The following is a 20,764-nucleotide window of genomic DNA, read 5'->3' as shown; positions in this document are numbered from 1 at the left end:
TGACGCGGTTATCTTAGCTACTGGCGAGGTTTTGGCAACCTTTACGCTGTAAAGTTATGTCGGTGCAGGACATTCATTCGCCCTGCTTGTATGTTATGGAAACAAATAATCGCCACCGTAAAATATAACGAGGGAAATATTTCGCTATTTCCGATAACTCCAAAAAATTCACCCAGGCATTTAAATACGTTATTAAAAAGCATCCATGCGTAAATCAAAGTAAGGAGCAGCGCATTATAAAATAAATGCTTTATTATAATGATGGCGTAATGGACATCGCGTTCATTATAAACATCTTTGTTTATAATATGTTATTTAGAGTATATGAAAATGAAAAAATATCTACTCCCGCTGATCGGGTTGCTGTTTACCGTGAGTGCTCAGGCCGCAACATTTACCGATGGAAAAGAATTTATCACGCTGGAAAAAGCCGTACCGTCAGCGCCTGCTGCACTGAAGTTTTTCTCCTTCTACTGCCCCTCTTGCTATCAATACGATGAGGTCCTGGAAGTTACTGATAATGTGAAAAAAGCCTTACCTGAGGATGTTAAACTCACCGAGTACCACGTCGACTTTTTAGGTCCTCTGGGAGCCGATATGACGCACGCCTGGTCTGTCGCCATGCTGTTAAATGTAGAAGATAAGGTTAAACCTTTACTTTTTGATGCCGTACAGAAGAAACAGTCGATTAAAACCGCTGATGATATTCGCAACGTGTTTATCCAGGCAGGCGTGAGCGCCAGCGATTATGATGCCGCGTGGAATAGCTTTGCGGTGAAATCACTGACTGCCAAACAGCAAGAATTGGCCAAAGCCGTCGATTTGAAAGGCGTACCGGCTATCTTCATTAACGGCAAATATATGATTAACCCGAAAGGATTAAATTCCGATAACGTAAATGCCTTTGTGCAGAACTACGCAGAGACGGTCCGTTTTCTTATTACCAAATCCTGATCATTAATATTGCACGACGCACCACCAACAGAAACCGTCGGCTACCGTTGGTGGTGCAAAATGTCCGATTCATGCCGTCAGGCGTCACTGTTTTCGTCCCTTTCATAGTTGGCATTCGCACTTTTCAGGATTACCCTAAACTTACGGTGATGCCTTTCCCGAGGGGTATCCTTCTTCATGGGTTGATTCATACGAGATAACACTATGGAATTAAAGGATTATTACGCCATCATGGGCGTGAAACCGACGGACGATCTCAAAACCATCAAGACCGCCTATCGTCGACTCGCCCGCAAATACCATCCTGACGTCAGCAAAGAAACCGACGCCGAAGCACGTTTTAAAGAGGTTGCTGAAGCCTGGGAAGTCCTAAGCGATGAACAACGTCGTGCCGAATACGATCAGTTGTGGCAGCACCGCAACGATCCGCAGTTCAGCCGTCAGTTCCAGCAAGGTGAAGGTCAGAGCTACAACGCCGAAGATTTTGACGATATTTTCTCCTCCATTTTTGGTCAACACGCTCGCCAGTCGCAACAGCGCCACGCCCGTCGTGGGCACGATATCGAAATCGATGTGGCCGTGTTCCTCGAAGAAACCCTTGCTGAGCATAGCCGCACCATCAGTTACTCCCTGCCGGTCTACAATGCGTTTGGCCTGGTAGAGCGAGAGATCCCCAAAACGCTGAATGTGAAAATTCCAGCAGGTGTAGGCAACGGCCAGCGCATCAGGCTGAAAGGCCAGGGCACGCCCGGCGAGAACGGTGGCCCGAACGGTGATTTGTGGCTGGTGATTCATATCGCGCCGCATCCGCTATTTGATATCGTCAATCAGGACCTGGAAATTGTCGTGCCCCTTGCCCCATGGGAAGCCGCACTGGGCACAAAAGTGACCGTGCCAACACTCACAGAGAGTATCCTGCTGACGATCCCACCTGGCAGCCAGGCCGGACAACGATTACGCATCAAGGGCAAAGGGCTGGTGAGTAAAAAACAAACCGGCGACCTGTACGCGGTGATCAAAATTGTGATGCCACCCAAACCTGACGACAACAGCGCCGCATTGTGGCAACAGCTGGCGGACGCGCAGAAGACCTTTGATCCACGCAAAGAGTGGGGGAAAGCATAATGGCTAACGTTACCGTCACCTTTACCATTACCGAGTTTTGCCTGCATACCGGCGTTTCCGCCGAGGAGCTGACTGAGATTGTCGGCCTGGGGATGATTGAACCCCGCGAAGATGAAAGCGCCCACTGGCAGTTTGACGATCGCGCGTTAGGCGTCGTACGGCGGGCTTTGCGTTTACGTCAGGAACTGGCGCTTGACTGGCCGGGGATAGCCGTTGCGCTCACGTTACTGGAAGAGAATGCGCAGTTGCGTCAGGAAAATCACCTGCTGCGCCAGCGTTTGTCGCGCTTTGTCACGCATTTATAACGAATTGAGATTAACGCCCGATTGATAACGTGAAATACCACGGGTAAGCGACGAATTCAGCGCTTACCCGTGTAGTCAGGATTTATCCGTCTTGCCGAACAGCAACGCCGTGTAGTGGGTGTTCACTTTGCCACTGCGTTTACCGTCTGGTCCAAAATATCGGTCATCCCGGCACAGACGCTCAGTGGTGTCGCAGAACAGACCGCCCTGGAAGGTAAAGGCCGTCGTGTCAAATTGTCCGGCCGCTGCCAGTTTATCACCCTGCTTCTTTCCGACATACTTCGTGGTCAGCGCCACCGACAAGCCGTGCTCATCCGCACAGATATATTTGTCGCACAGTACGCCCGCGACAGGGCTGTATGGTCCGGTCGTCGCGGCGTACGCGGGCAGTGACAGGATACCAACTGCCAGCAGGCTACCAATTTTTATCATCATACTCTCCCTATATTCTTCGCCTGACATGATTAATATTGTACACCAGAAACCATCTATAACCATGAGCTACAATTATATTACTTTTAGATAATCAGCTGCGCGCTTGATGACAATAATGTGCAAAGGTTTACTATAAACCTGTCTTTTTTAGCAGGGAATTAAAATGAACAAAACAAAAGGCGTAATGATTCTGCCCCTGACATTCGCCCTGTCGGCGTGTGCTTTAAATACGATAGTGCAAGTATAACTCGCCATCACACATTGGGTGAACCTGAATTTAAATAACGCACTCTGTTACCTGTAATTCACTTGCTAAATCATTAGCCAAAAATAGGCTTTATCCTTCTTATGCCTGATCGCCTCATGCTATTTATCGATGACATCCCTCCCCTGCATACAATGCAAATTACAGTGTACGTCAAATTTATTCAGGGATTACTATGAACAGAAAACGCTTACTGCTGATACCATTGTTTTTTAGTGTCGCAATTATCACCGCGTGTGACAATCAATCCTCAGAAAAAAACATCACCAGAGAACCCGAAGTTGGGATTATTACTCTGAAACCCTCTTCCGTTGATATTAAAAGTGAACTTCCGGGCAGGGCCGTATCGTTCGAAATTGCTGAGATAAGACCGCAGGTCAGCGGTATAATTATTAAGCGAAATTTTATTGAGGGTGATAAAGTCAGCAAAGGTGAATCGCTCTACCAAATTGATCCGGCGCCTCTGCAGGCAAAACTCGATGCGGCCAAAGGCGCTCTGGCAAAAGCGCTGTCCACTACCAATAATCTACGTTTAACATTCCAGCGCCAGTCAGCTTTATTAAAATCCAATTACGTCAGTCGTCAGGATTATGACACCACGCGTTCACAGCTTAATGAAGCTGACGCTAATGTTGCCGTCGCCAGAGCGGACGTCGAGCAGGCCGCCATTAACCTTCATTACGCCAATGTCACCTCGCCTATCGATGGCATTAGCGGCACGTCTTCCGTTACCGTTGGCGCACTGGTCACCGCGAATCAGGAAAGCGCGCTGGTCACCATTCAGCAATTAGACCCAATTTACGTCGATTTAACCCAGTCGGTGCAGGACTTCTTACGCCTGAAAGAAGAAAAATCCAGTGGAAAAATCGCCCAGGAAAAAGGCCAGATCCCGGTTGAATTGATGCTGGAAAATGGCAAACCCTACCGCTATACCGGGGCGCTGCAGTTTTCCGATCCCGCCGTCGATAAAGTCACTGGCTCCGTGACCCTGCGCGCCATCTTCCCGAATCCTGACGGCGAGATTTTACCCGGTATGTACGTTACGGCTTTACTGGATGAAGGTCGCCAGCAGAACGTTCTAATGGTTCCTCAGCAAGGGGTTACCCATAACGAGCAGGGAAAGGCGACTGCCCTGATCCTCGACCAGAAAAACAGGGTGCAACTGCGCCAAATCAACGCAGTAAAAGCTGTCGGTAACCAATGGTTAGTGACCGCAGGATTACGTCCCGGCGACCGGGTTATTGTTTCCGGATTACAACGAATCCGTCCGGGAATGAAAGCCCGGGTTCTCTCTTCGCCATCAAACAGCCCTGACACGGTAACCGAACAGTAATATTTCAGGTATTAAGGACACCTTCTTCATGGCTAACTTTTTTATTGAGCGCCCGGTTTTTGCCTGGGTGCTGGCGATTATTCTGATGTTTACCGGGGGGATCGCTATTATGAACCTGCCGATCGCCCAATATCCGCAAATAGCGCCCCCGACGATTACGATTAACGCCGCCTACCCTGGCGCAGACGCAAAGACCGTAGAAGACTCCGTCACTCAGGTGATTGAACAAAATATGAATGGTCTTGATGGCCTGATGTACATGTCGTCCACCAGCGACGCGGCAGGCAATGCGTCAATTATCCTGACGTTTAAAACCGGCACATCACCCGATATTGCACAGGTTCAGGTGCAGAATAAACTGCAGTTGGCGATGCCCTCCTTGCCGCAGGAGGTTCAGCAACAAGGGGTCAGCGTGGATAAATCCAGTAGCAATATCTTAATGGTTGCCGGCTTTATCTCGGATAACAACAGCCTGAGCCAATATGATATTGCTGACTATGTTGCCTCAAACATTAAAGATCCTCTCAGTCGTACTGCCGGGGTGGGGAGCGTGCAATTATTCGGTTCACAATACGCCATGCGCATTTGGTTGGATCCGCAAAAACTCAACAAATATAGCCTCACACCGCAGGACGTTATTGCGCAAATTAAGATACAGAATAATCAGATATCGGGGGGACAACTGGGGGGGATGCCTCAGTCGGCAGACCAGCAGTTGAATGCGTCGATCGTTGTTCAGACTCGCCTGCAAAGTACCGATGAATTTGGCAAGATCTTTCTGAAAGTCCAGCAAGACGGTTCTCAGGTTCTGTTGCGTGACGTTGCGCGAATTGAGCTGGGGGCGGAAAATTATTCGACGGTCGCACGGTATAACGGCAAACCTGCCGCCGGGATCGCGATTAAGCTTGCCGCCGGCGCAAATGCCCTGGAAACATCCCAGGCGGTCAAAAAAGAGCTGGACAAATTATCGGCCTGGTTCCCGACCAGCATGAAGACCGTTTACCCCTATGACACCACCCCGTTTATCAAGATTTCAATTCAGGGTGTTTTCCAAACATTGATCGAGGCAATTATCCTGGTCTTCCTCGTCATGTATCTATTTCTGCAAAATTTCCGCGCGACGCTTATCCCCACAATCGCAGTTCCCGTGGTTATTCTCGGCACATTTTCCATCTTGTCTGTCGCCGGTTTTACGATTAATACACTGACGATGTTTGGCATGGTGCTGGCAATAGGACTTTTAGTCGATGATGCCATCGTAGTGGTCGAGAACGTTGAGCGTATTATTTGCGAAGAAAAATTGCCGCCAAAAGCGGCAGCGCATAAAGCGATGAGCCAGTTGCAAAGAGCGCTGGTCGGTATTGCCGTGGTGTTATCTGCCGTATTTATGCCGATGGCCTTTATGAGCGGCGCGACAGGTGAAATCTTCCGTCAGTTTTCCATCACCTTGATCTCCTCTATGACGCTATCGGTATTCGTGGCGATGAGCCTGACACCCGCACTTTGCGCCACGCTGTTGAAACCCGCGCCTGAGGAGGAGAACACAAGAACACATTTTCTGTTCACCCATTTCAATCATTTCATGGAGAAGTGCACCCGGCACTACACGGACAGCACGCGTAAACTCTTGCGTTGCACAGGCCGTTATATGGTTATCTATTTGGTGATCGGGGCAGGCATGATTGGCTTGTTTTTACGCACCCCAACCTCCTTTTTACCTGAAGAAGATCAGGGGGTATTCATGACCACGGCACAATTGCCTTCAGGTTCAACGATGGTCAATACCCGCAAAGTCCTCGACGAAATAACAGATTACTACCTGACGAAAGAAAGGAAAAATGTCGCGTCTGTTTTTACCGTTGGTGGATTTGGCTTCAGCGGCCAGGGGCAAAACAACGGGCTGGCCTTTATCAGCCTGAAGCCATGGTCAGAACGTGTTGGTGAAGAAAATGCAGTTACCTCCATTATTCAACGGGCAATGGTGGCTTTAAGCGCCATTAATAATGCCGTGATTTATCCGTTCAATTTACCTGCGGTAGCAGAACTGGGAACCGCTTCAGGGTTTGATATGGAGCTACTGGATAACGGTAATCTCGGACACGAAAAAATGATGCAGGCACGCAATCAGTTGCTGGAGCTGGCCAGTCAGTCATCCGGAGAGGTCGCCGGGGTGCGTCCTAACGGGCTGGAAGACACACCGATGTTCCATGTTAATGTTGACGCCAAAAAAGCTGAGGCCATGGGCGTTTCACTCGCGGATATTAATCAGACCCTCTCCACAGCGTTTGGTAGCCGCTATGTCAATGATTTCCTTAACCAGGGCCGCGTTAAAAAAGTGTATGTCCAGGCTGATACGCCGTTCCGTATGCTACCTGGCAATATAAACCACTGGTACGTGCGCAACGCCTCCGGCTCTATGACCCCGCTTTCCGCCTTCTCAACCACCGAATGGACCTATGGTTCACCCCGTCTTGAACGTTACAACGGGCAGCCTGCGATGGAAATTCTGGGACAGCCGGTTGCCGGGAAAAGCAGCGGTGATGCAATGAACTTTATGGCATCCCTGATTAATAAACTCCCTGCCGGCGTCGGCTACGCGTGGACGGGTCTGTCTTATCAAGAGGCGTTATCCACCAACCAGGCCCCCATGCTATATGCCATTTCGCTCGTGGTAGTCTTTCTTGCGCTGGCAGCACTGTATGAAAGCTGGTCCATTCCTTTTTCCGTGATGCTCGTAGTGCCCATTGGCATCGCCGGTGCGTTGCTGGCTACCGACCTGCGTGGTTTGAGCAATGATGTTTACTTCCAGGTCGGCCTGCTCACCACGATGGGCCTGTCGGCTAAAAACGCCATTCTGATCGTTGAGTTTGCCGTCGAGATTATGCAAAAGGAAGGTAAAACACCGCTTGAGGCTGCGGTCGACGCGGCGCAAATGCGTCTGCGCCCTATTCTGATGACCTCACTGGCCTTCATTTTAGGTGTAATTCCACTGGCTATTAGCAACGGCGCGGGTTCTGGTGCACAAAATGCCGTCGGTACCGGCGTAATCGGGGGCATGCTGGCGGCGACCGTACTGGCGATTTATTTTGTCCCGGTCTTCTTTGTGCTCGTTGAAAACACGTTAGCGCGATTTAAAATATCGCGCTGATATAAATAAATATAATATATCCGTATATGATAAAAACTCTGGGGTTACATTATGTAATCCCAGAGTTTTTAAATAATCGATTAACAATGATTTAATGCTTATTCTGAACATTCACCGCAACTTCAGAATATTTTCAGGCCTGAATGAAGTGCAACAGATCGTTATTAATCACCTCGGCATGGGTAGTATGCATCCCATGCGGATAACCTGGATAAATCTTCAGAACGCTGTTAACGAGCAATTTATCCTGCAACAGCGCTGCATTTTTATAAGGGACGACCTGATCATCATCTCCTTGCATCACCAAAACGGGTAGCGTAATGGCTTTTAAATCATCGGTCTGATCGGTTTCAGAGAACGCCTTAATTCCTTCGTAGTGCGCTTTTGCACTCCCCATCATGCCCTGTCGCCACCAGTTTTGAAGAGTTCCATTGGATATCTCTGCCCCTTCCCGATTGAATCCATAAAAAGGCCCGGTTGCCACGTCAAGATAAAACTGCGCGCGATTGGCGGCAAGCGCCTGGCGGAATCCATCGAAAACGCTGAGCGGTGTCCCTCCCGGATTATTATCTGTCTTAACCATCAGCGGTGGCACGGCGCTGATCAGCACGGCTTTCGCCACGCGACCTTGCGGTTGTCCGTATTGAGCGACATATCTTGCCACCTGCCCCCCTCCCGTGGAATGACCAATATGCACGGCATTATGCAGGTCAAGATGCTCTACCACGGCCGACGCATCTGCCGCATAGTGGTCCATATCATGACCGTCGCTCACCTGATCTGAACGTCCATGCCCGCGACGATCGATGGCGATAACACGATAACCGTGATTAAGGAAGAATAACATCTGGTTATCCCAGTCATCTGCGCTCAGCGGCCAGCCATGATGGAATACGATAGGTTGCGCATCTTTCGCACCCCAGTCTTTATAAAAAATGTTTACACCATCTTTTGTTTTTACAAATGACATAGTTGTATTTCCCTCGAGAGGATATTCCGCCTAAAGATCGTTGATACCACATTGATCGCGCAACGTCTTACCAGCATGTTACACATCAACGCGAATGAACCTGCGTAAGGCTTAGTGAGTATAGTTGCAAAAAAAGAAACCTATTAATTTTGGTTTTACTGGATATATAACGTATGCCATCAATAAATCGTTAAAAACAAAGCGTTATTAGCTAACATCCACTTACCTGAAAATTAAACTTCACATTATTAATGAATACCACTCATAGCGCCTATCCTCCTGCTGACCATTATCTGCAAGCACAAACCCGTTAACATGGTCCTGTCTTTCAATATCCAGATGGTTCAGCATGCTTAACCTACAAGCACAAACGCAGTCAGCGACGGCTAAAAAAACCGGTCTTACCTTTATCCTTATCCTTAGCGCCTTAATGGCCGTGACCTCCTTATCAACCGATATCTATCTGCCGGCAATGCCCATAATGGCAAAAGATTTACACGGCGATGCTGAGTTAACCATCACCGGTTTTCTCATGGGTTTTTGCATTGCACAACTGATTTGGGGACCGATTAGCGATCGTTATGGGCGGCGTCTGCCGCTATTCATTGGTTTGAGTTTATTCGTTATAGGTTCAGTCGGCTGCGCGTTATCAACGGATATTGTACATATTGTCTTCTGGCGTGTTTTTCAGGCGCTAGGTGCCTGTACCGGCCCGATGCTGGCGCGCGCAATGATCCGCGACCTGTTTAGCCGTACTCGCGCAGCACAAATGCTGTCGACCCTGATGATCATCATGGCTATCGCGCCGATTGCCGGTCCTCTGATTGGCGGGCAAATGATTAAGGTCACCTCGTGGCACACCATTTTCTGGCTACTGGCGATAATCGGTACATTCATGCTGCTGTCGCTATTCTGGCTACCGGAAACCCTGACGGAAGACAAACGTTCCCAGGCTTCCATCTCCAACGCCTTTCATCATTATTCCGCATTACTGACCAACACCAGATATATGCGCTTTACGCTATGCCTGACGTTTTACTACATCGCGGCCTACGCCTTTATCACCGGTTCCCCGTTTGTGTACATCACGTACTTCGGCGTTGATCCGCAGCATTATGGCTGGTTATTTGCCATCAACATTGTGGGACTGATGGCCGTGAGCATGGTCAACAGACGCCTGGTTTATCGCTACCCACTGGAGGTGTTACTTAAGATTGCTGTCTTCATCGCTACCGTTGCCGCCATCGTGCTGGCTGTTACAACGGGCCTGGGCGCGGGAGGGATCACCGTGATTGTCGGAGCCGTATTCGTGTTCTTCTCAATGAATGGCATCATCGCCGCGACGTCTACGGCATGTGCACTGGACGCCGCGCCGAATGTCGCCGGTTCCGCATCGGCGCTAATGGGCGCGTTGCAATACGGTAGCGGCATCATCTCCTCGCTGTTGCTGGCACTCTTTAGCGATGGCACACCTTGGACAATGAGCTGGGTCATTGCGGTATTTACGACAGCCAGCGCCGTTATGGCACTGAGCATTCAGGTAAAAAATCCGCAGTAGCACGAGATACTGCTATTCCCCCAGAGAATGGCAAAACACTTAGATTTACAGTGCTTTAAGAATTGTGACTTCTATTTTCGCTGGGGTGGTAAACGGTGCAAAACGCTTGAGCGGTTTACCGTCGCGTCCAATCAGGAACTTAGTGAAATTCCACTTGATCCGCCCACCCAGCACGCCTGGCAATTCGTCTTTCAGGTAGCGAAATACCGGATGCGTTGCACCGCCGTTGACCTCCACTTTCTCGAACATCGGGAAACTCACACCGTAGTTGATGTGGCAGGTCTGAGCGATTTCGTCGGCACCGCCGGGTTCCTGCTTACCAAATTGGTTGCAGGGAAACCCCAGCACCACCAGCCCCTGCGCAGCGTACTTCTTGTAAAGCACCTCAAGACCTGCGTATTGTGGCGTAAAGCCACAATGGCTGGCAGTGTTAACGACCAGAACCAGCTTGCCAGCGTAGTCAGCCATAGAGATGAGCTGACCCTGCAGGCTGGTGGCAGTAAGTTGATGAAAAGTGGTCATGTCGGGATCCTCAGAGCAGACGTCGACATTGCCATGCAGCGGGTTGCTGCTGGGGTAATCGTCGCGGGTCGTGGCGAGGAGATCCGGCTCCCCATTGATTAACACCCTATTATACGAGCAATATCCGTTTCCTCATCATTCATTAGTTACGCCACTGCCATTTTGTTAATCTTCGTTACTGGTAATCAGAATGGATGTCAGGAAATGAGCGAGCAGATAAAGATAGATATTCCGCCACAGGAAGGTCGTGGCTTTTGGGTTGCTAAAGGTCAAACATTCAGTGTTATTGACCCTGAAGGACAGCAGGTTGCGGACTTGTGGGCAATGTCTATCAGCGCTGGTGAAATTGACTGGCTAAGCACATCTCAGACGCGAGATATAACAGAGCGATTATTCCCCGCACCGGGAGAGTCTTTTTACAGTGAAAAAGCCAAACCCTTACTCACATTAGTGCAAGATAACTCACCATGCCCGCATGATATGCTGTTCCCGGCCTGCAACCCTGGACTTTACGAACGAGCAGGCCTGTATGATCACCCGAACTGTCGTGACAACATGCTGAGAGCACTGCAGGCGGCAGACATATCACTCCCCATCGTTCCCGATCCGGTCAATTTTTTCCAACGCTCAGAACCGCAGGCTAACGGTAAGCTTGAGGTATTGGCTTCGAACAATCCCCCCGGAGGAAATGTGCTATTACTCGCGGAAACAGATCTCTATGTGATGGTTACTGCCTGTTCTGTTGATTTCCACCCGACCAATGGGGGCCACTGTACTGGTATCCAGATTATCGTTGGTTGAAATTCTGATAGATTAGGACTGGGCTATCACCGACTTCCAGGACGTGCACAGCAGGTACAATAAGCCTTTCGGGGCACTTTAATTTGAGGTTAACGATGGAATTTATTCCTTATTTTTTATTTGCCGGTGCGCTGTTTCTTAATGCCGGCGTTCCAGGACCCAGTATTGCTGCCCTTGTGTCACGGGTCATTACGAATGGCTGGCGAAATGTCATACCTTTCATCGCTGCAATGTGGATAGGTGAAGTGATCTGGCTCTCCATGGCTATGGCCGGGCTAACTACCCTCGCGCAAACATTCCAGTTCGGTTTTCATATTCTGAAATGGGTAAGCATCGCCTACCTTTGCTGGCTTGCGTTTAAAATGTGGCGCAAGCCTGTGAATGAGAAAACAGACGAACTTCCGCAACGGACATCTTCATGGTCAATGTTTAGCGCGGGTATGGCATTAACGTTGGGTAACCCCAAAATCATGGTGTTCTACCTGGCTCTTCTTCCGTCGTTTATCGATTTGTCAAAAGCCGGTGTAAGTGAATGGGCAATCCTTGCCAGCATTACGCTGGTGACATTGGCCGCGATCGATCTGAGCTGGACGTTCCTTGCACACAGAGCACGCGTTTTATTACGGACTCCTAAAGCGGTGAGATTTGCCAATCGTATAGGCGCTGTTGCTATGGGCGGTGCCGCTGCGGCTATCGCTGCACGCAACTAATACTCTAAAAAGTCTGCTGGCCATTTGTCGGCTGATTTATTAAATCTGAGCGTCTGTTTCTGGCTCTGACCGGCCCTTGAGGCTGGCATTATCCGTAAAAAACCTTGTACCATTTTTAATGAAGGAGTTCGCATGCTAAAAGTCATCGCCGAAGATTTTATCAAACCTGAATGCGTCGACAACGTTCTCCCTTTATACCGCGAACTCATCGCGGCAACGAAGAAAGAGCCTCTGTGTATTGCTTATGATTTGTACCGGGATGAAAAGGATCTGGGGCATTTTATTTTCATTGAAGAGTGGCCAGACCGGGCAGCACTCGATGCACACTGTGCCAGCGAGCATTTTACTCGGCTTGTTCCTTTGATTGATCAATACGCACGTAAAGCGGCGCAGTATATCCTGATGGATGGTCGGGTGGAGCCGGAGAGATAAAGTCCGTTTCCGGCTCGAAGCCGACCAGCGTTGTTCCATAAGATTAATGAATCCATCTAATAAAGCTTAGTGAATTACTCCACCTAATCAAATAAATCAGTTTGCGTTATGCTGTTACGGGACAACAGTTGAAGGATAACGTCATGCAAACAGTCACACTGAACAACGGTATTAATATGCCCCTGTTGGGCTTTGGTGTATTCCAGATGACGGATGCCGCCGAGTGCGAGCGGGCGGTGATTGACGCCATCGAAACGGGTTATCGCCTGATTGATACCGCAGCCTCTTACCTGAATGAAACTCAGGTAGGCAACGCGCTAAAACAAAGCGGCGTCGCCCGCGATGAGCTTTTTGTGACCACCAAATTGTGGTTACACGATACAAACTACGAAGGTGCGAAGGCCCAGTTCGAGCGGTCACTGAACCGACTACAGCTCGACTATGTTGACCTGTATTTGATTCACCAGCCTTACGGCGATGTCCACGGCGCATGGCGTGCCATGGAAGAGCTGCAACAGGCAGGTAAAATTCGTGCTATTGGCGTGAGCAACTTCCATCCCGACAGACTGGCCGATCTTATTGCCTTTAATAAGGTCACCCCGGCGGTGAATCAGATTGAAGTGAACCCTTTCAATCAGCAGCTGCATGCCGTGCCGTGGATGCAAAGTCGTGGTATTCAACCTGAAGCGTGGGCCCCGTTTGCCGAAGGGAAAAACGGTCTGTTCCAGCATCCTGAGTTAACAGCGATAGGCCAGAAATACGGCAAAAGCGTCGGTCAGGTTGTCCTGCGGTGGATCTTCCAGCGTGGCATCGTGTCACTGGCAAAATCGGTGCGTAAAGAACGTATGGAAGAGAATATCAACATCCTCGATTTTGAACTGAGCGCGGAAGACATGCTGCACATCACCGCGATCGACACCGCAACCAGCGCATTCTTTTCCCATCGCGACCCGGCCAGAGTGGAATGGCTGGCTGGCCGTAAGCTCGACGTCTAATCCGCGACACAAACAGTGGTTTACTGTCGCAAACACGTTATCTCGGTCAATCCTGGCTCGACGTGTTGGCGACAGGACTCGGTTTCATGGGGCTAAGCCACGGCTTACATGACTAACACGCTGAATCTGTTTGCCTGACACGTTAAATGCCGCAACTAGAACCGAATAAAACGAAAAAACCCAAGTCGCATAACGACTTGGGTTTTGTATTTGGCGGAAGCGTAGAGATTCGAACTCTAGAACCCTTTCGGGTCGCCGGTTTTCAAGACCGGTGCCTTCAACCGCTCGGCCACGCTTCCAATGAGGCGCACTATAAACATCCCGAACGGACCTGTAAAGCACCAATGTGTTTGTTTGCCTGAAAAACAGTCAAAATATTGTTAATCGACTGAAATAACAACAGATTGAACGTTTATTCAGCACAAATATGCTCTTCTGCCACTTAGTGTTTTTTGATGAACATATCTTTGGTGTAGTAATAGCCCCGGTTATCCGGCGCAAATCCCCCTACCCACGGCTTCACCAGATGTGCGCGAACATAGTGATAAATCGGAATGGCTGGCACATCCTCAGCCAAAAGCGCTTCCGCCTGCTGATAATACTTGCCACGTTCTTCCACTGAACCTGCTTTCGCCGCATGACTCATCGCCTCATCATAGGCAGGGTTGCTGTACTGGGTCGTGTTCTCACTATCGCCGGTACGGAAAATATTCAGGAAGCTTGAAGCATCATCGTAATCAGCGATCCACGCATAGCGCACCACGTCAAAATTACCGGTGTGCATGGTGTCCAGCATCGTTTTCCACTCCTGGTTTTGCAGCGTCACCTCGACACCCAAATTTTTCTTCCACATCGACGATGCCGCAATCGCAATCCGCTGATGCGTTTCGAAGGTGTTGTAGAGCAAATTTAATGAAAGCGGATGTTCAGGGCCAAAACCGGCTTCTGCCAGTAGTTTTTTCGCTTCCGCAATACGTTTATCCCGCGGCCACGACGCGTATTCTGGCGCGGATAACGTCACCCCGCCAATTTCAGGCTGGCTGATAACCCAGGCTTCCCTCTGCCCCTGCCCCATCACCTTTTGGGCAATGATGTCTTTATCCAGCGCCATATTCAGCGCCCGACGCACGCGCGAGTCGTTAAACGGCGCCCGGGTCGTATTAAACTGGTAGTAATAGGTTGATAACAACGGTGAGACGTGAAGCTCATTACCCATTGTTTTTTTCAACTGGGCAAACTGATTCACCGGCACGCTTAAGACAATATCGATTTCACCGGCCTTGTAGCGGTTAACATCTGCCGCTTCTGAGCTAATAGGCAGATAAGTGACTTTATCAATGACCGTGTGCGCGTTATCCCAGTAGTGCGTATTGCGCACCGCGACAATTCGCTCATTCACCACCCACTGCGACAGTTCGTACGGCCCACTGCTGACAAAATGCTCTGGTCGGGTCCACTTATCGCCATAACGGCCAATCAGTACCTTATCCAGCGGCACCAGTGACGGATGCGCCAGCATAGCCAGAAACGCCGCCGTCGGTTGCGTCAGGGTAATTTCCAGCGTGGTATCATTCAGTGCTTTTACACCCAGCGTGGTGGGGTCTTTTTTCCCCTGTGCGATATCTACAGCGTTGGCCACATGCATATTGCCAAGGTAAGAGGCATACGGTGAAGCTGTTTGCGGTGAAACCAGACGCTGCCAGCTCCAGACAACATCCTGTGCGGTAATGGCAGAGCCATCAGACCAGGTAATACCCGGTCGTAAATGAAAGGTCCAGACGGTGTTATCTTTATTCTCCCAGGATGCCGCCAATCGAGGCTCGATAGCCCCATCCTGACTGACGGCAACCAGACCGTCGAACATATCGCTGATTAAAGTAAATTCAACGTTGCTTTCAACTTTATGCGGATCCAACGATGCAGGTTCACTCCCGTTATTTCTCACCAGTTCCTGTTTTTCGGCCAATGTTGTTCCTGCAGGAACATTGGCAGCCCATACCGCACCGTTTATCGATATCAAACAAGCGGTCAACAGCGAAAACGTAAATACCTTCGATTTTTGTTGAGTCATTCCCTGCACCTTATTGTTCTGTTTTATGATGACACCGCAGTCACTCTTAAAGGGATGTAGGGGATAACGCAATATTTTTCAGTTACCTATCAGATATCGATCTGACATTTTCAAACATTAAGTGGTAACATCTGATTCAGGCACTTTTGCTGAAATAAAATGCTTAAGTCTGGCGGGTTAAAATGCGTAAAGATGGGTAAAACCGCTGTGTCATTACCCGCGATTTCATTATCCTCCGTCATTAATTACATCTGTCATAAGAGAGTGACTCATGGATCGTATTATTAGTTCATCGCGCGACCGTACATCGCTACTCAGCACGCATAAAGTGCTGCGTAATACCTATTTTCTGCTTAGCCTGACGCTGGCGTTTTCTGCCATCACCGCAACGGCTAGCACCGTGCTGATGCTGCCATCCCCGGGTCTTATCCTGACGCTGGTCGGTATGTATGGCCTGATGTTCCTGACCTATAAAACGGCAGATAAGCCGGTCGGTATTCTGTCAGCTTTCGCCTTCACCGGCTTCCTGGGCTACATTCTGGGACCGATGCTGAATGCCTACTTGTCTGCGGGCATGGGTGATGTCATCGGTATGGCGCTGGGCGGTACCGCGCTGGTCTTCTTCAGCTGTTCTGCCTACGTGCTGACCACCCGTAAAGACATGTCCTTCCTCGGCGGTATGCTGATGGCGGGTATCGTGGTGGTGCTGATTGGTATGGTTGCCAATATTTTCCTGCAGTTGCCGGCTCTGCATCTGGCTATCAGCGCGGTGTTTATTCTGATTTCTTCAGGCGCTATCCTGTTCGAAACCAGCAATATCATCCGTGGCGGTGAAACCAACTACATCCGTGCAACGGTCAGCCTGTATGTGTCGCTGTACAACATCTTCGTCAGCCTGCTGAGCATTCTGGGCTTCGCCAGCCGCGACTAAGTTGTCAACTCGCATTATCCAGCCCCGCTTATGCGGGGCTTTCTTTTTTGCTAAACTGCCGCCAGTTTGACTAACGCAGTGAAGGATTATGTTGATCTTTGAAGGTAGAGAAATAAGTACCGACAGCGAAGGCTATTTAAAAGACACTACCGAGTGGAGTGAGCCGCTGGCCGCTGCCATTGCCGAAAACGAAGGTATTACCCTGACGCCCGAGCATTGGGAAGTGGTGCGCTTTGTACGCGAGTTTTATCTGGAGTTTAATACGTCTCCGGCAATCCGCATGCTGGTAAAAGCGATGGCCAACAAGTTTGGCGAAGACAAAGGTAACAGCCGTTATCTTTACCGTCTGTTTCCGAAAGGTCCGGCTAAACAGGCAACCAAAATCGCGGGCCTGCCTAAACCGGTAAAATGTATTTAATAGCGGATACTAAATCCCTTTAAATCATCGCCAGGACGGTGGGGTTCGCTGAGAATTCTGTCTACCCTGGCGCTACGCGGGCCCCCAGCCTTTAACCACCTCATCAGTTGTTCCACCTGGTCGCTTTCGCCGCAGGCGACAATCTCTACGCTACCGTCATCCATGTTCTTTGCGTATCCGGTTAATCCCAACCGTTGTGCTTCATGCTGAGTGGTGTAGCGAAAACCCACGCCCTGTACCCGGCCGTGAACCCAGGCAATGATGCAGACTTTAGACATAGCGGTTCTCCTTATCATCGCGTTGCGCGTTGCAAATCCTCGAAAAACTCAGGACAATGGCGCCCATTTCTTTGAATCGACAGAATAGCAAATTATGAGTGTACGTTTAGTGTTAGCCAAAGGGCGCGAAAAATCATTACTTCGCCGCCATCCGTGGGTATTTTCCGGTGCAGTCGCCCGTATGGAAGGTAAAGCCAGTCTGGGTGAAACCATCGATATTGTTGACCATCAGGGTAAATGGTTAGCACGCGGAGCCTGGTCACCGGCGTCGCAGATCCGTGCACGCGTCTGGACATTCGACAAGTCCGAATCCATTGATATTGACTTCTTCACCCGCCGTTTGCAGCAAGCAAAGACGTGGCGCGACTGGCTGGCGAAGAAAGACGGCCTGGACAGCTACCGTCTGATCGCCGGAGAATCCGACGGCCTGCCGGGTATCACCATTGACCGTTTTGGCCGTTTCCTCGTCCTGCAACTGCTCAGCGCCGGGGCTGAATATCAGCGTGCCGCGCTGATTAGCGCCCTGCAAACGGTGTTCCCTGAATGCGCCATTTATGATCGCAGCGATGTTGCAGTGCGCAAAAAAGAAGGTATGGAGCTGACCCAGGGGCCCGTCACGGGCGAACTGCCTCCGGCCCTGCTGCCGATTGAAGAACACGGCATGAAGCTGTTGGTCGATATTCAGCACGGTCATAAGACAGGTTACTACCTGGATCAGCGTGACAGCCGTCTGGCCACGCGTCGTTATGTACAAGACAAACGTGTCCTGAACTGTTTCTCCTATACCGGCGGTTTCGCGGTGTCTGCGCTGATGGGCGGATGCAGCCAGGTCGTCAGCGTTGATACCTCGCAGGAAGCGCTCGACATCGCCAGACAAAACGTCGAACTGAATAAGCTGGATCTGAGCAAAGCTGAATTTGTCCGCGATGACGTCTTTAAACTGCTGCGCGCCTATCGCGATCGCGGTGAGAAGTTTGATGTCATCGTGATGGATCCGCCGAAGTTTGTGGAAAACAAAAGCCAGCTAATGGGCGCCTGTCGTGGCTATAAGGACATCAATATGCTGGCTATCCAGCTACTGAATCCTGGCGGTGTACTGCTGACGTTCTCGTGCTCCGGACTGATGACGACCGATTTATTTCAGAAAATCATCGCTGATGCCGCATTAGATGCGGGTCGTGATGTACAATTTATAGAGCAGTTCCGTCAGGCCGCCGATCATCCGGTGATCGCTACCTACCCGGAAGGGCTGTATCTGAAAGGGTTTGCCTGTCGCATCATGTAACTTGAAAAGTGGAATATTGCCCTTACATAGAGGGTATCTATTTCCCGGGAGGTGACTATGATTGCCAGCAAATTCGGTATCGGCCAGCAGGTCCGCCATTCCCTGTTAGGTTACCTCGGAGTGGTCGTGGATATCGACCCGGAATATTCGCTTGATGACCCGTCACCTGATGAGTTGGCGGTTAACGACGAACTCCGCGCCGCTCCCTGGTATCACGTGGTGATGGAAGACGATAATGGCCTGCCAGTGCATACGTATCTGGCGGAAGCACAGTTGAGCAGTGAGCTACAGGAAGAACATCCAGAGCAACCATCGATGGATGAACTGGCACGGACCATCCGTAAACAGCTTCAGGCTCCACGCCTGCGCAACTGACTTTAGCCGTTGCCGGATGACGATAAACTCATCCGGCAACGGCTCATTCTTATTTCGCCAGCCCCAGTCTCGGGATCTCGATAGCCGGGCAGCGATCCATCACCACAGCCAGACCCGCATCACGCGCCAGCACCGCCGCCGGCTCATTGATCACGCCCAACTGCATCCATAATGTCTTTGCCCCGATGGCAATCGCCTCCTGCGCAACACCCCAGGCCGCTTCTGAATTACGGAAGACATCCACCATATCCACCTTCTCCGGCACATCCGCCAGCGTCGCATACCCTTGCTGTCCCAGTAACGTTTTCCCGGCAACCTTGGGGGAAACAGGAATAACGTGATAGCCCTGATCGAGCAAATATTTCATCACGCGATAGCTGGGGCGGTCGGGTTTATCGCTTGCCCCTACCAAAGCAATCGTGCGGGTGGATGTCAAAATGCCAGCAATATCGGTCTCTTTCATCATCTTCCTCCAGGCTGTTTTGCAAAGTGTACGACAAACCTGACGTTGCAACCATTCATCCCATACCGGCGCATGAGAGCTAAACTGGAAATTATGTCTATATGTTAGTAAACATGATTGTCGAAAACTTTTGATACATCTTACTCAGGTATTTTCTGGACAGGAGAACCCTATGAGAGCCGGCATTGTGACAGCCTTGATTGCCCTGTGTTTGCCGGTATCCGTTTATGCGACCTCACTGCGTCTGTCAAGCGACATTGACCTGCTGGTACTGGACGGAAAAAAAGTCTCCAGCTCATTGTTACGCGGTGCCGAAAGCATTGAGCTGGAAAATGGTCGGCATCAGCTGGTTTTTCGCGTCGAGAAAACCATTCGCCTGTCCAGCCATGAAGAACGGCTGTATATCTCCCCCCCGTTGGTCATCAGCTTCGATACCCAATTAGTCAGTCAGGTTAATTTTCATCTTCCGCGTTTGGGCAATGAGCGTGACGCGGCACATTTCGATGAAACCCCTCGTGTGGAACTGTTGGATGGTGACGCCATGCCGATTCCGGTCAAGCTGGATGTGATGACCATCACATCCACCGCGAAAACCGTTGATTATGAACTGGAGACCGAACGCTACAACAAAGCGGCTAAGCATGCTTCATTACCACAATTTGCCACCATGATGGCCGATGACAGTTCGTTACTCTCCGGGGTTTCTGAACTGGATCGGGTGCCACCTCAATCGCAAGCGCTCACCGAGCAGAGGTTAAAATATTGGTTTCAGCAGGCCGACGCGCAAACGCGAAGTAACTTCCTGCAATGGGCAGAGAAGCAGCCCCCCTCATGACATTTATGTCCACGTACGCATTTTTTTTGTCTTTCTCTTGCAGCGTCAAGTGCTTCCAGTACTCTGTAGCAAGGTTAACTTGGGAGCGGTACTATGGAATTGACGACTCGCACATTGCCAGCGCGCAAGCATATTGCGCTGGTTGCACACGATCACTGTAAAAAGATGTTGATGAACTGGGTTGAACGCCACCAGCCACTGCTGGAACAACACGTTCTCTATGCGACAGGCACAACGGGTAATTTAATCCAGCGCGCGACCGGTATGGACGTTAACGCTATGCTGAGCGGCCCGATGGGCGGCGACCAGCAGGTGGGAGCGCTGATCTCTGAAGGGAAAATTGATGTGCTGATCTTCTTTTGGGATCCGCTCAATGCCGTGCCTCACGACCCTGATGTCAAAGCCCTTCTGCGCCTGGCAACGGTGTGGAATATTCCGGTAGCGACCAACGTGTCGACGGCCGACTTTATTATCCAGTCGCCGAATTTCAGCGACGAGACGGAGATCCTGATCCCCGATTACGCCCGCTACCTGGCTGAGCGCCTCAAATAATAG

Annotated in this window: 22 protein-coding genes and 1 tRNA gene; 16 read left to right on the top strand and 7 right to left on the bottom strand. The window is 50.2% G+C overall.

Translation table 11 applies throughout. The annotated features are described in order from the left end of the window. Positions 1 to 330: 330 nt before the first annotated feature. The 3 genes from dsbA (at position 331) to cbpM (ending at position 2,384) form a co-directional block, all read left to right on the top strand. The gene (gene dsbA, locus FCH32_RS07315) at positions 331 to 954 is read left to right on the top strand and encodes a thiol:disulfide interchange protein DsbA (RefSeq protein WP_115258904.1); all 624 of its coding nucleotides are present in this window, start codon (positions 331 to 333) and stop codon (positions 952 to 954) included. Positions 955 to 1,158: 204 nt separating this feature from the next. Continuing rightward, positions 1,159 to 2,079: a curved DNA-binding protein gene (gene cbpA / locus FCH32_RS07310; RefSeq protein WP_096757617.1), complete on the top strand. Its 921-nt coding sequence runs from the start codon at positions 1,159 to 1,161 to the stop codon at positions 2,077 to 2,079. After that, positions 2,079 to 2,384, top strand: a complete 306-nt coding sequence (gene cbpM, locus FCH32_RS07305; RefSeq protein WP_115258905.1) for a chaperone modulator CbpM — start codon at positions 2,079 to 2,081, stop codon at positions 2,382 to 2,384. The genes cbpA and cbpM overlap by 1 nt, the downstream gene beginning before the upstream one ends. 75 nt (positions 2,385 to 2,459) lie before the next feature. On the opposite strand, the gene FCH32_RS07300 is transcribed toward cbpM, so the two are convergent. Beyond that, positions 2,460 to 2,819, bottom strand: a complete 360-nt coding sequence (locus FCH32_RS07300) for a YcgJ family protein (protein WP_117341745.1) — start codon at positions 2,817 to 2,819, stop codon at positions 2,460 to 2,462. 440 nt (positions 2,820 to 3,259) lie between these two features. Between FCH32_RS07300 and FCH32_RS07295 the strand changes: the two genes are divergently transcribed. Next, positions 3,260 to 4,417: an efflux RND transporter periplasmic adaptor subunit gene (locus FCH32_RS07295; RefSeq protein WP_174360699.1), complete on the top strand. Its 1,158-nt coding sequence runs from the start codon at positions 3,260 to 3,262 to the stop codon at positions 4,415 to 4,417. Positions 4,418 to 4,445: 28 nt separating this feature from the next. Continuing rightward, on the top strand, positions 4,446 to 7,565 hold the full coding sequence (locus FCH32_RS07290; protein WP_174360698.1) for an efflux RND transporter permease subunit: 3,120 nt from the start codon (positions 4,446 to 4,448) through the stop codon (positions 7,563 to 7,565). 133 nt (positions 7,566 to 7,698) lie between these two features. Here FCH32_RS07290 and FCH32_RS07285 read toward each other — a convergent pair whose 3' ends face one another. Then, positions 7,699 to 8,535, bottom strand: coding sequence for an alpha/beta fold hydrolase (locus FCH32_RS07285; protein ID WP_174360697.1), 837 nt, complete (start codon positions 8,533 to 8,535; stop codon positions 7,699 to 7,701). 349 nt (positions 8,536 to 8,884) lie between these two features. On the opposite strand from FCH32_RS07285, the gene FCH32_RS07280 reads away from it, so the two are divergent. Continuing rightward, on the top strand, positions 8,885 to 10,093 hold the full coding sequence (locus FCH32_RS07280) for a multidrug effflux MFS transporter (protein ID WP_174360696.1): 1,209 nt from the start codon (positions 8,885 to 8,887) through the stop codon (positions 10,091 to 10,093). A gap of 45 nt (positions 10,094 to 10,138) precedes the next feature. On the opposite strand, the gene FCH32_RS07275 is transcribed toward FCH32_RS07280, so the two are convergent. After that, positions 10,139 to 10,615: a glutathione peroxidase gene (locus FCH32_RS07275; protein WP_174360695.1), complete on the bottom strand. Its 477-nt coding sequence runs from the start codon at positions 10,613 to 10,615 to the stop codon at positions 10,139 to 10,141. A 204-nt stretch (positions 10,616 to 10,819) separates the two neighbouring features. Here FCH32_RS07275 and FCH32_RS07270 point away from each other — a divergent pair, with 204 nt between their 5' ends. The 4 genes from FCH32_RS07270 to FCH32_RS07255 all read left to right on the top strand — a co-directional run bounded on the left by FCH32_RS07270 (position 10,820) and on the right by FCH32_RS07255 (position 13,553). Then, entirely contained in the window at positions 10,820 to 11,416 is a 597-nt protein-coding gene (locus FCH32_RS07270; RefSeq protein ID WP_174360694.1) for a DUF1989 domain-containing protein, read from the top strand. 95 nt (positions 11,417 to 11,511) lie between these two features. Further along, positions 11,512 to 12,126: a LysE family translocator gene (locus FCH32_RS07265; RefSeq protein ID WP_174360693.1), complete on the top strand. Its 615-nt coding sequence runs from the start codon at positions 11,512 to 11,514 to the stop codon at positions 12,124 to 12,126. Positions 12,127 to 12,258: 132 nt separating this feature from the next. Next, complete coding sequence (locus tag FCH32_RS07260; protein ID WP_115258908.1) at positions 12,259 to 12,558, top strand: putative quinol monooxygenase; 300 nt, start codon at positions 12,259 to 12,261, stop codon at positions 12,556 to 12,558. A 143-nt stretch (positions 12,559 to 12,701) separates the two neighbouring features. Continuing rightward, positions 12,702 to 13,553, top strand: a complete 852-nt coding sequence (locus tag FCH32_RS07255; protein ID WP_096757627.1) for an aldo/keto reductase — start codon at positions 12,702 to 12,704, stop codon at positions 13,551 to 13,553. 211 nt (positions 13,554 to 13,764) lie between these two features. On the opposite strand, the gene FCH32_RS07250 is transcribed toward FCH32_RS07255, so the two are convergent. Further along, positions 13,765 to 13,852 (bottom strand) — tRNA-Ser (locus tag FCH32_RS07250). A gap of 143 nt (positions 13,853 to 13,995) precedes the next feature. Further along, a complete protein-coding gene (locus FCH32_RS07245; RefSeq protein WP_174360692.1) occupies positions 13,996 to 15,624 on the bottom strand; it encodes an ABC transporter substrate-binding protein in 1,629 nt (542 codons plus the stop codon). A 271-nt stretch (positions 15,625 to 15,895) separates the two neighbouring features. On the opposite strand from FCH32_RS07245, the gene yccA reads away from it, so the two are divergent. Both yccA and tusE read left to right on the top strand, forming a co-directional pair. Next, complete coding sequence (gene yccA / locus FCH32_RS07240) at positions 15,896 to 16,555, top strand: FtsH protease modulator YccA (protein ID WP_096757630.1); 660 nt, start codon at positions 15,896 to 15,898, stop codon at positions 16,553 to 16,555. A gap of 88 nt (positions 16,556 to 16,643) precedes the next feature. Next, the gene (tusE, locus tag FCH32_RS07235) at positions 16,644 to 16,973 is read left to right on the top strand and encodes a sulfurtransferase TusE (protein ID WP_096757631.1); all 330 of its coding nucleotides are present in this window, start codon (positions 16,644 to 16,646) and stop codon (positions 16,971 to 16,973) included. On the opposite strand, the gene yccX is transcribed toward tusE, so the two are convergent. Continuing rightward, positions 16,970 to 17,251 (bottom strand): acylphosphatase, encoded by a 282-nt coding sequence (yccX, locus tag FCH32_RS07230; protein ID WP_096757632.1) that lies wholly within the window; start codon positions 17,249 to 17,251, stop codon positions 16,970 to 16,972. The two genes, tusE and yccX, sit on opposite strands and share 4 nt — an antisense overlap. A 94-nt stretch (positions 17,252 to 17,345) precedes the next feature. Between yccX and rlmI the strand changes: the two genes are divergently transcribed. Together rlmI and hspQ are read left to right on the top strand one after the other, a co-directional pair. After that, the gene (gene rlmI, locus FCH32_RS07225) at positions 17,346 to 18,536 is read left to right on the top strand and encodes a 23S rRNA (cytosine(1962)-C(5))-methyltransferase RlmI (RefSeq protein ID WP_096757633.1); all 1,191 of its coding nucleotides are present in this window, start codon (positions 17,346 to 17,348) and stop codon (positions 18,534 to 18,536) included. A gap of 57 nt (positions 18,537 to 18,593) precedes the next feature. Beyond that, positions 18,594 to 18,911, top strand: a complete 318-nt coding sequence (gene hspQ, locus FCH32_RS07220) for a heat shock protein HspQ (protein ID WP_005123508.1) — start codon at positions 18,594 to 18,596, stop codon at positions 18,909 to 18,911. A 49-nt stretch (positions 18,912 to 18,960) separates the two neighbouring features. On the opposite strand, the gene FCH32_RS07215 is transcribed toward hspQ, so the two are convergent. Continuing rightward, the gene (locus tag FCH32_RS07215; protein ID WP_096757634.1) at positions 18,961 to 19,374 is read right to left on the bottom strand and encodes a CoA-binding protein; all 414 of its coding nucleotides are present in this window, start codon (positions 19,372 to 19,374) and stop codon (positions 18,961 to 18,963) included. A gap of 172 nt (positions 19,375 to 19,546) precedes the next feature. Here FCH32_RS07215 and csgI point away from each other — a divergent pair, with 172 nt between their 5' ends. Then, entirely contained in the window at positions 19,547 to 20,209 is a 663-nt protein-coding gene (csgI, locus tag FCH32_RS07210; RefSeq protein WP_096757635.1) for a curli synthesis inhibitor, read from the top strand. Positions 20,210 to 20,302: 93 nt separating this feature from the next. Then, positions 20,303 to 20,761, top strand: a complete 459-nt coding sequence (mgsA, locus tag FCH32_RS07205) for a methylglyoxal synthase (protein WP_115258915.1) — start codon at positions 20,303 to 20,305, stop codon at positions 20,759 to 20,761. Positions 20,762 to 20,764 lie beyond the last annotated feature (3 nt).

Origin of the sequence: Citrobacter gillenii (assembly GCF_013337685.1) — a bacterium.
GTDB classification, from domain to species: domain Bacteria; phylum Pseudomonadota; class Gammaproteobacteria; order Enterobacterales; family Enterobacteriaceae; genus Citrobacter; species Citrobacter gillenii.
This window is presented reverse-complemented; position numbering and strand designations above follow the sequence as displayed.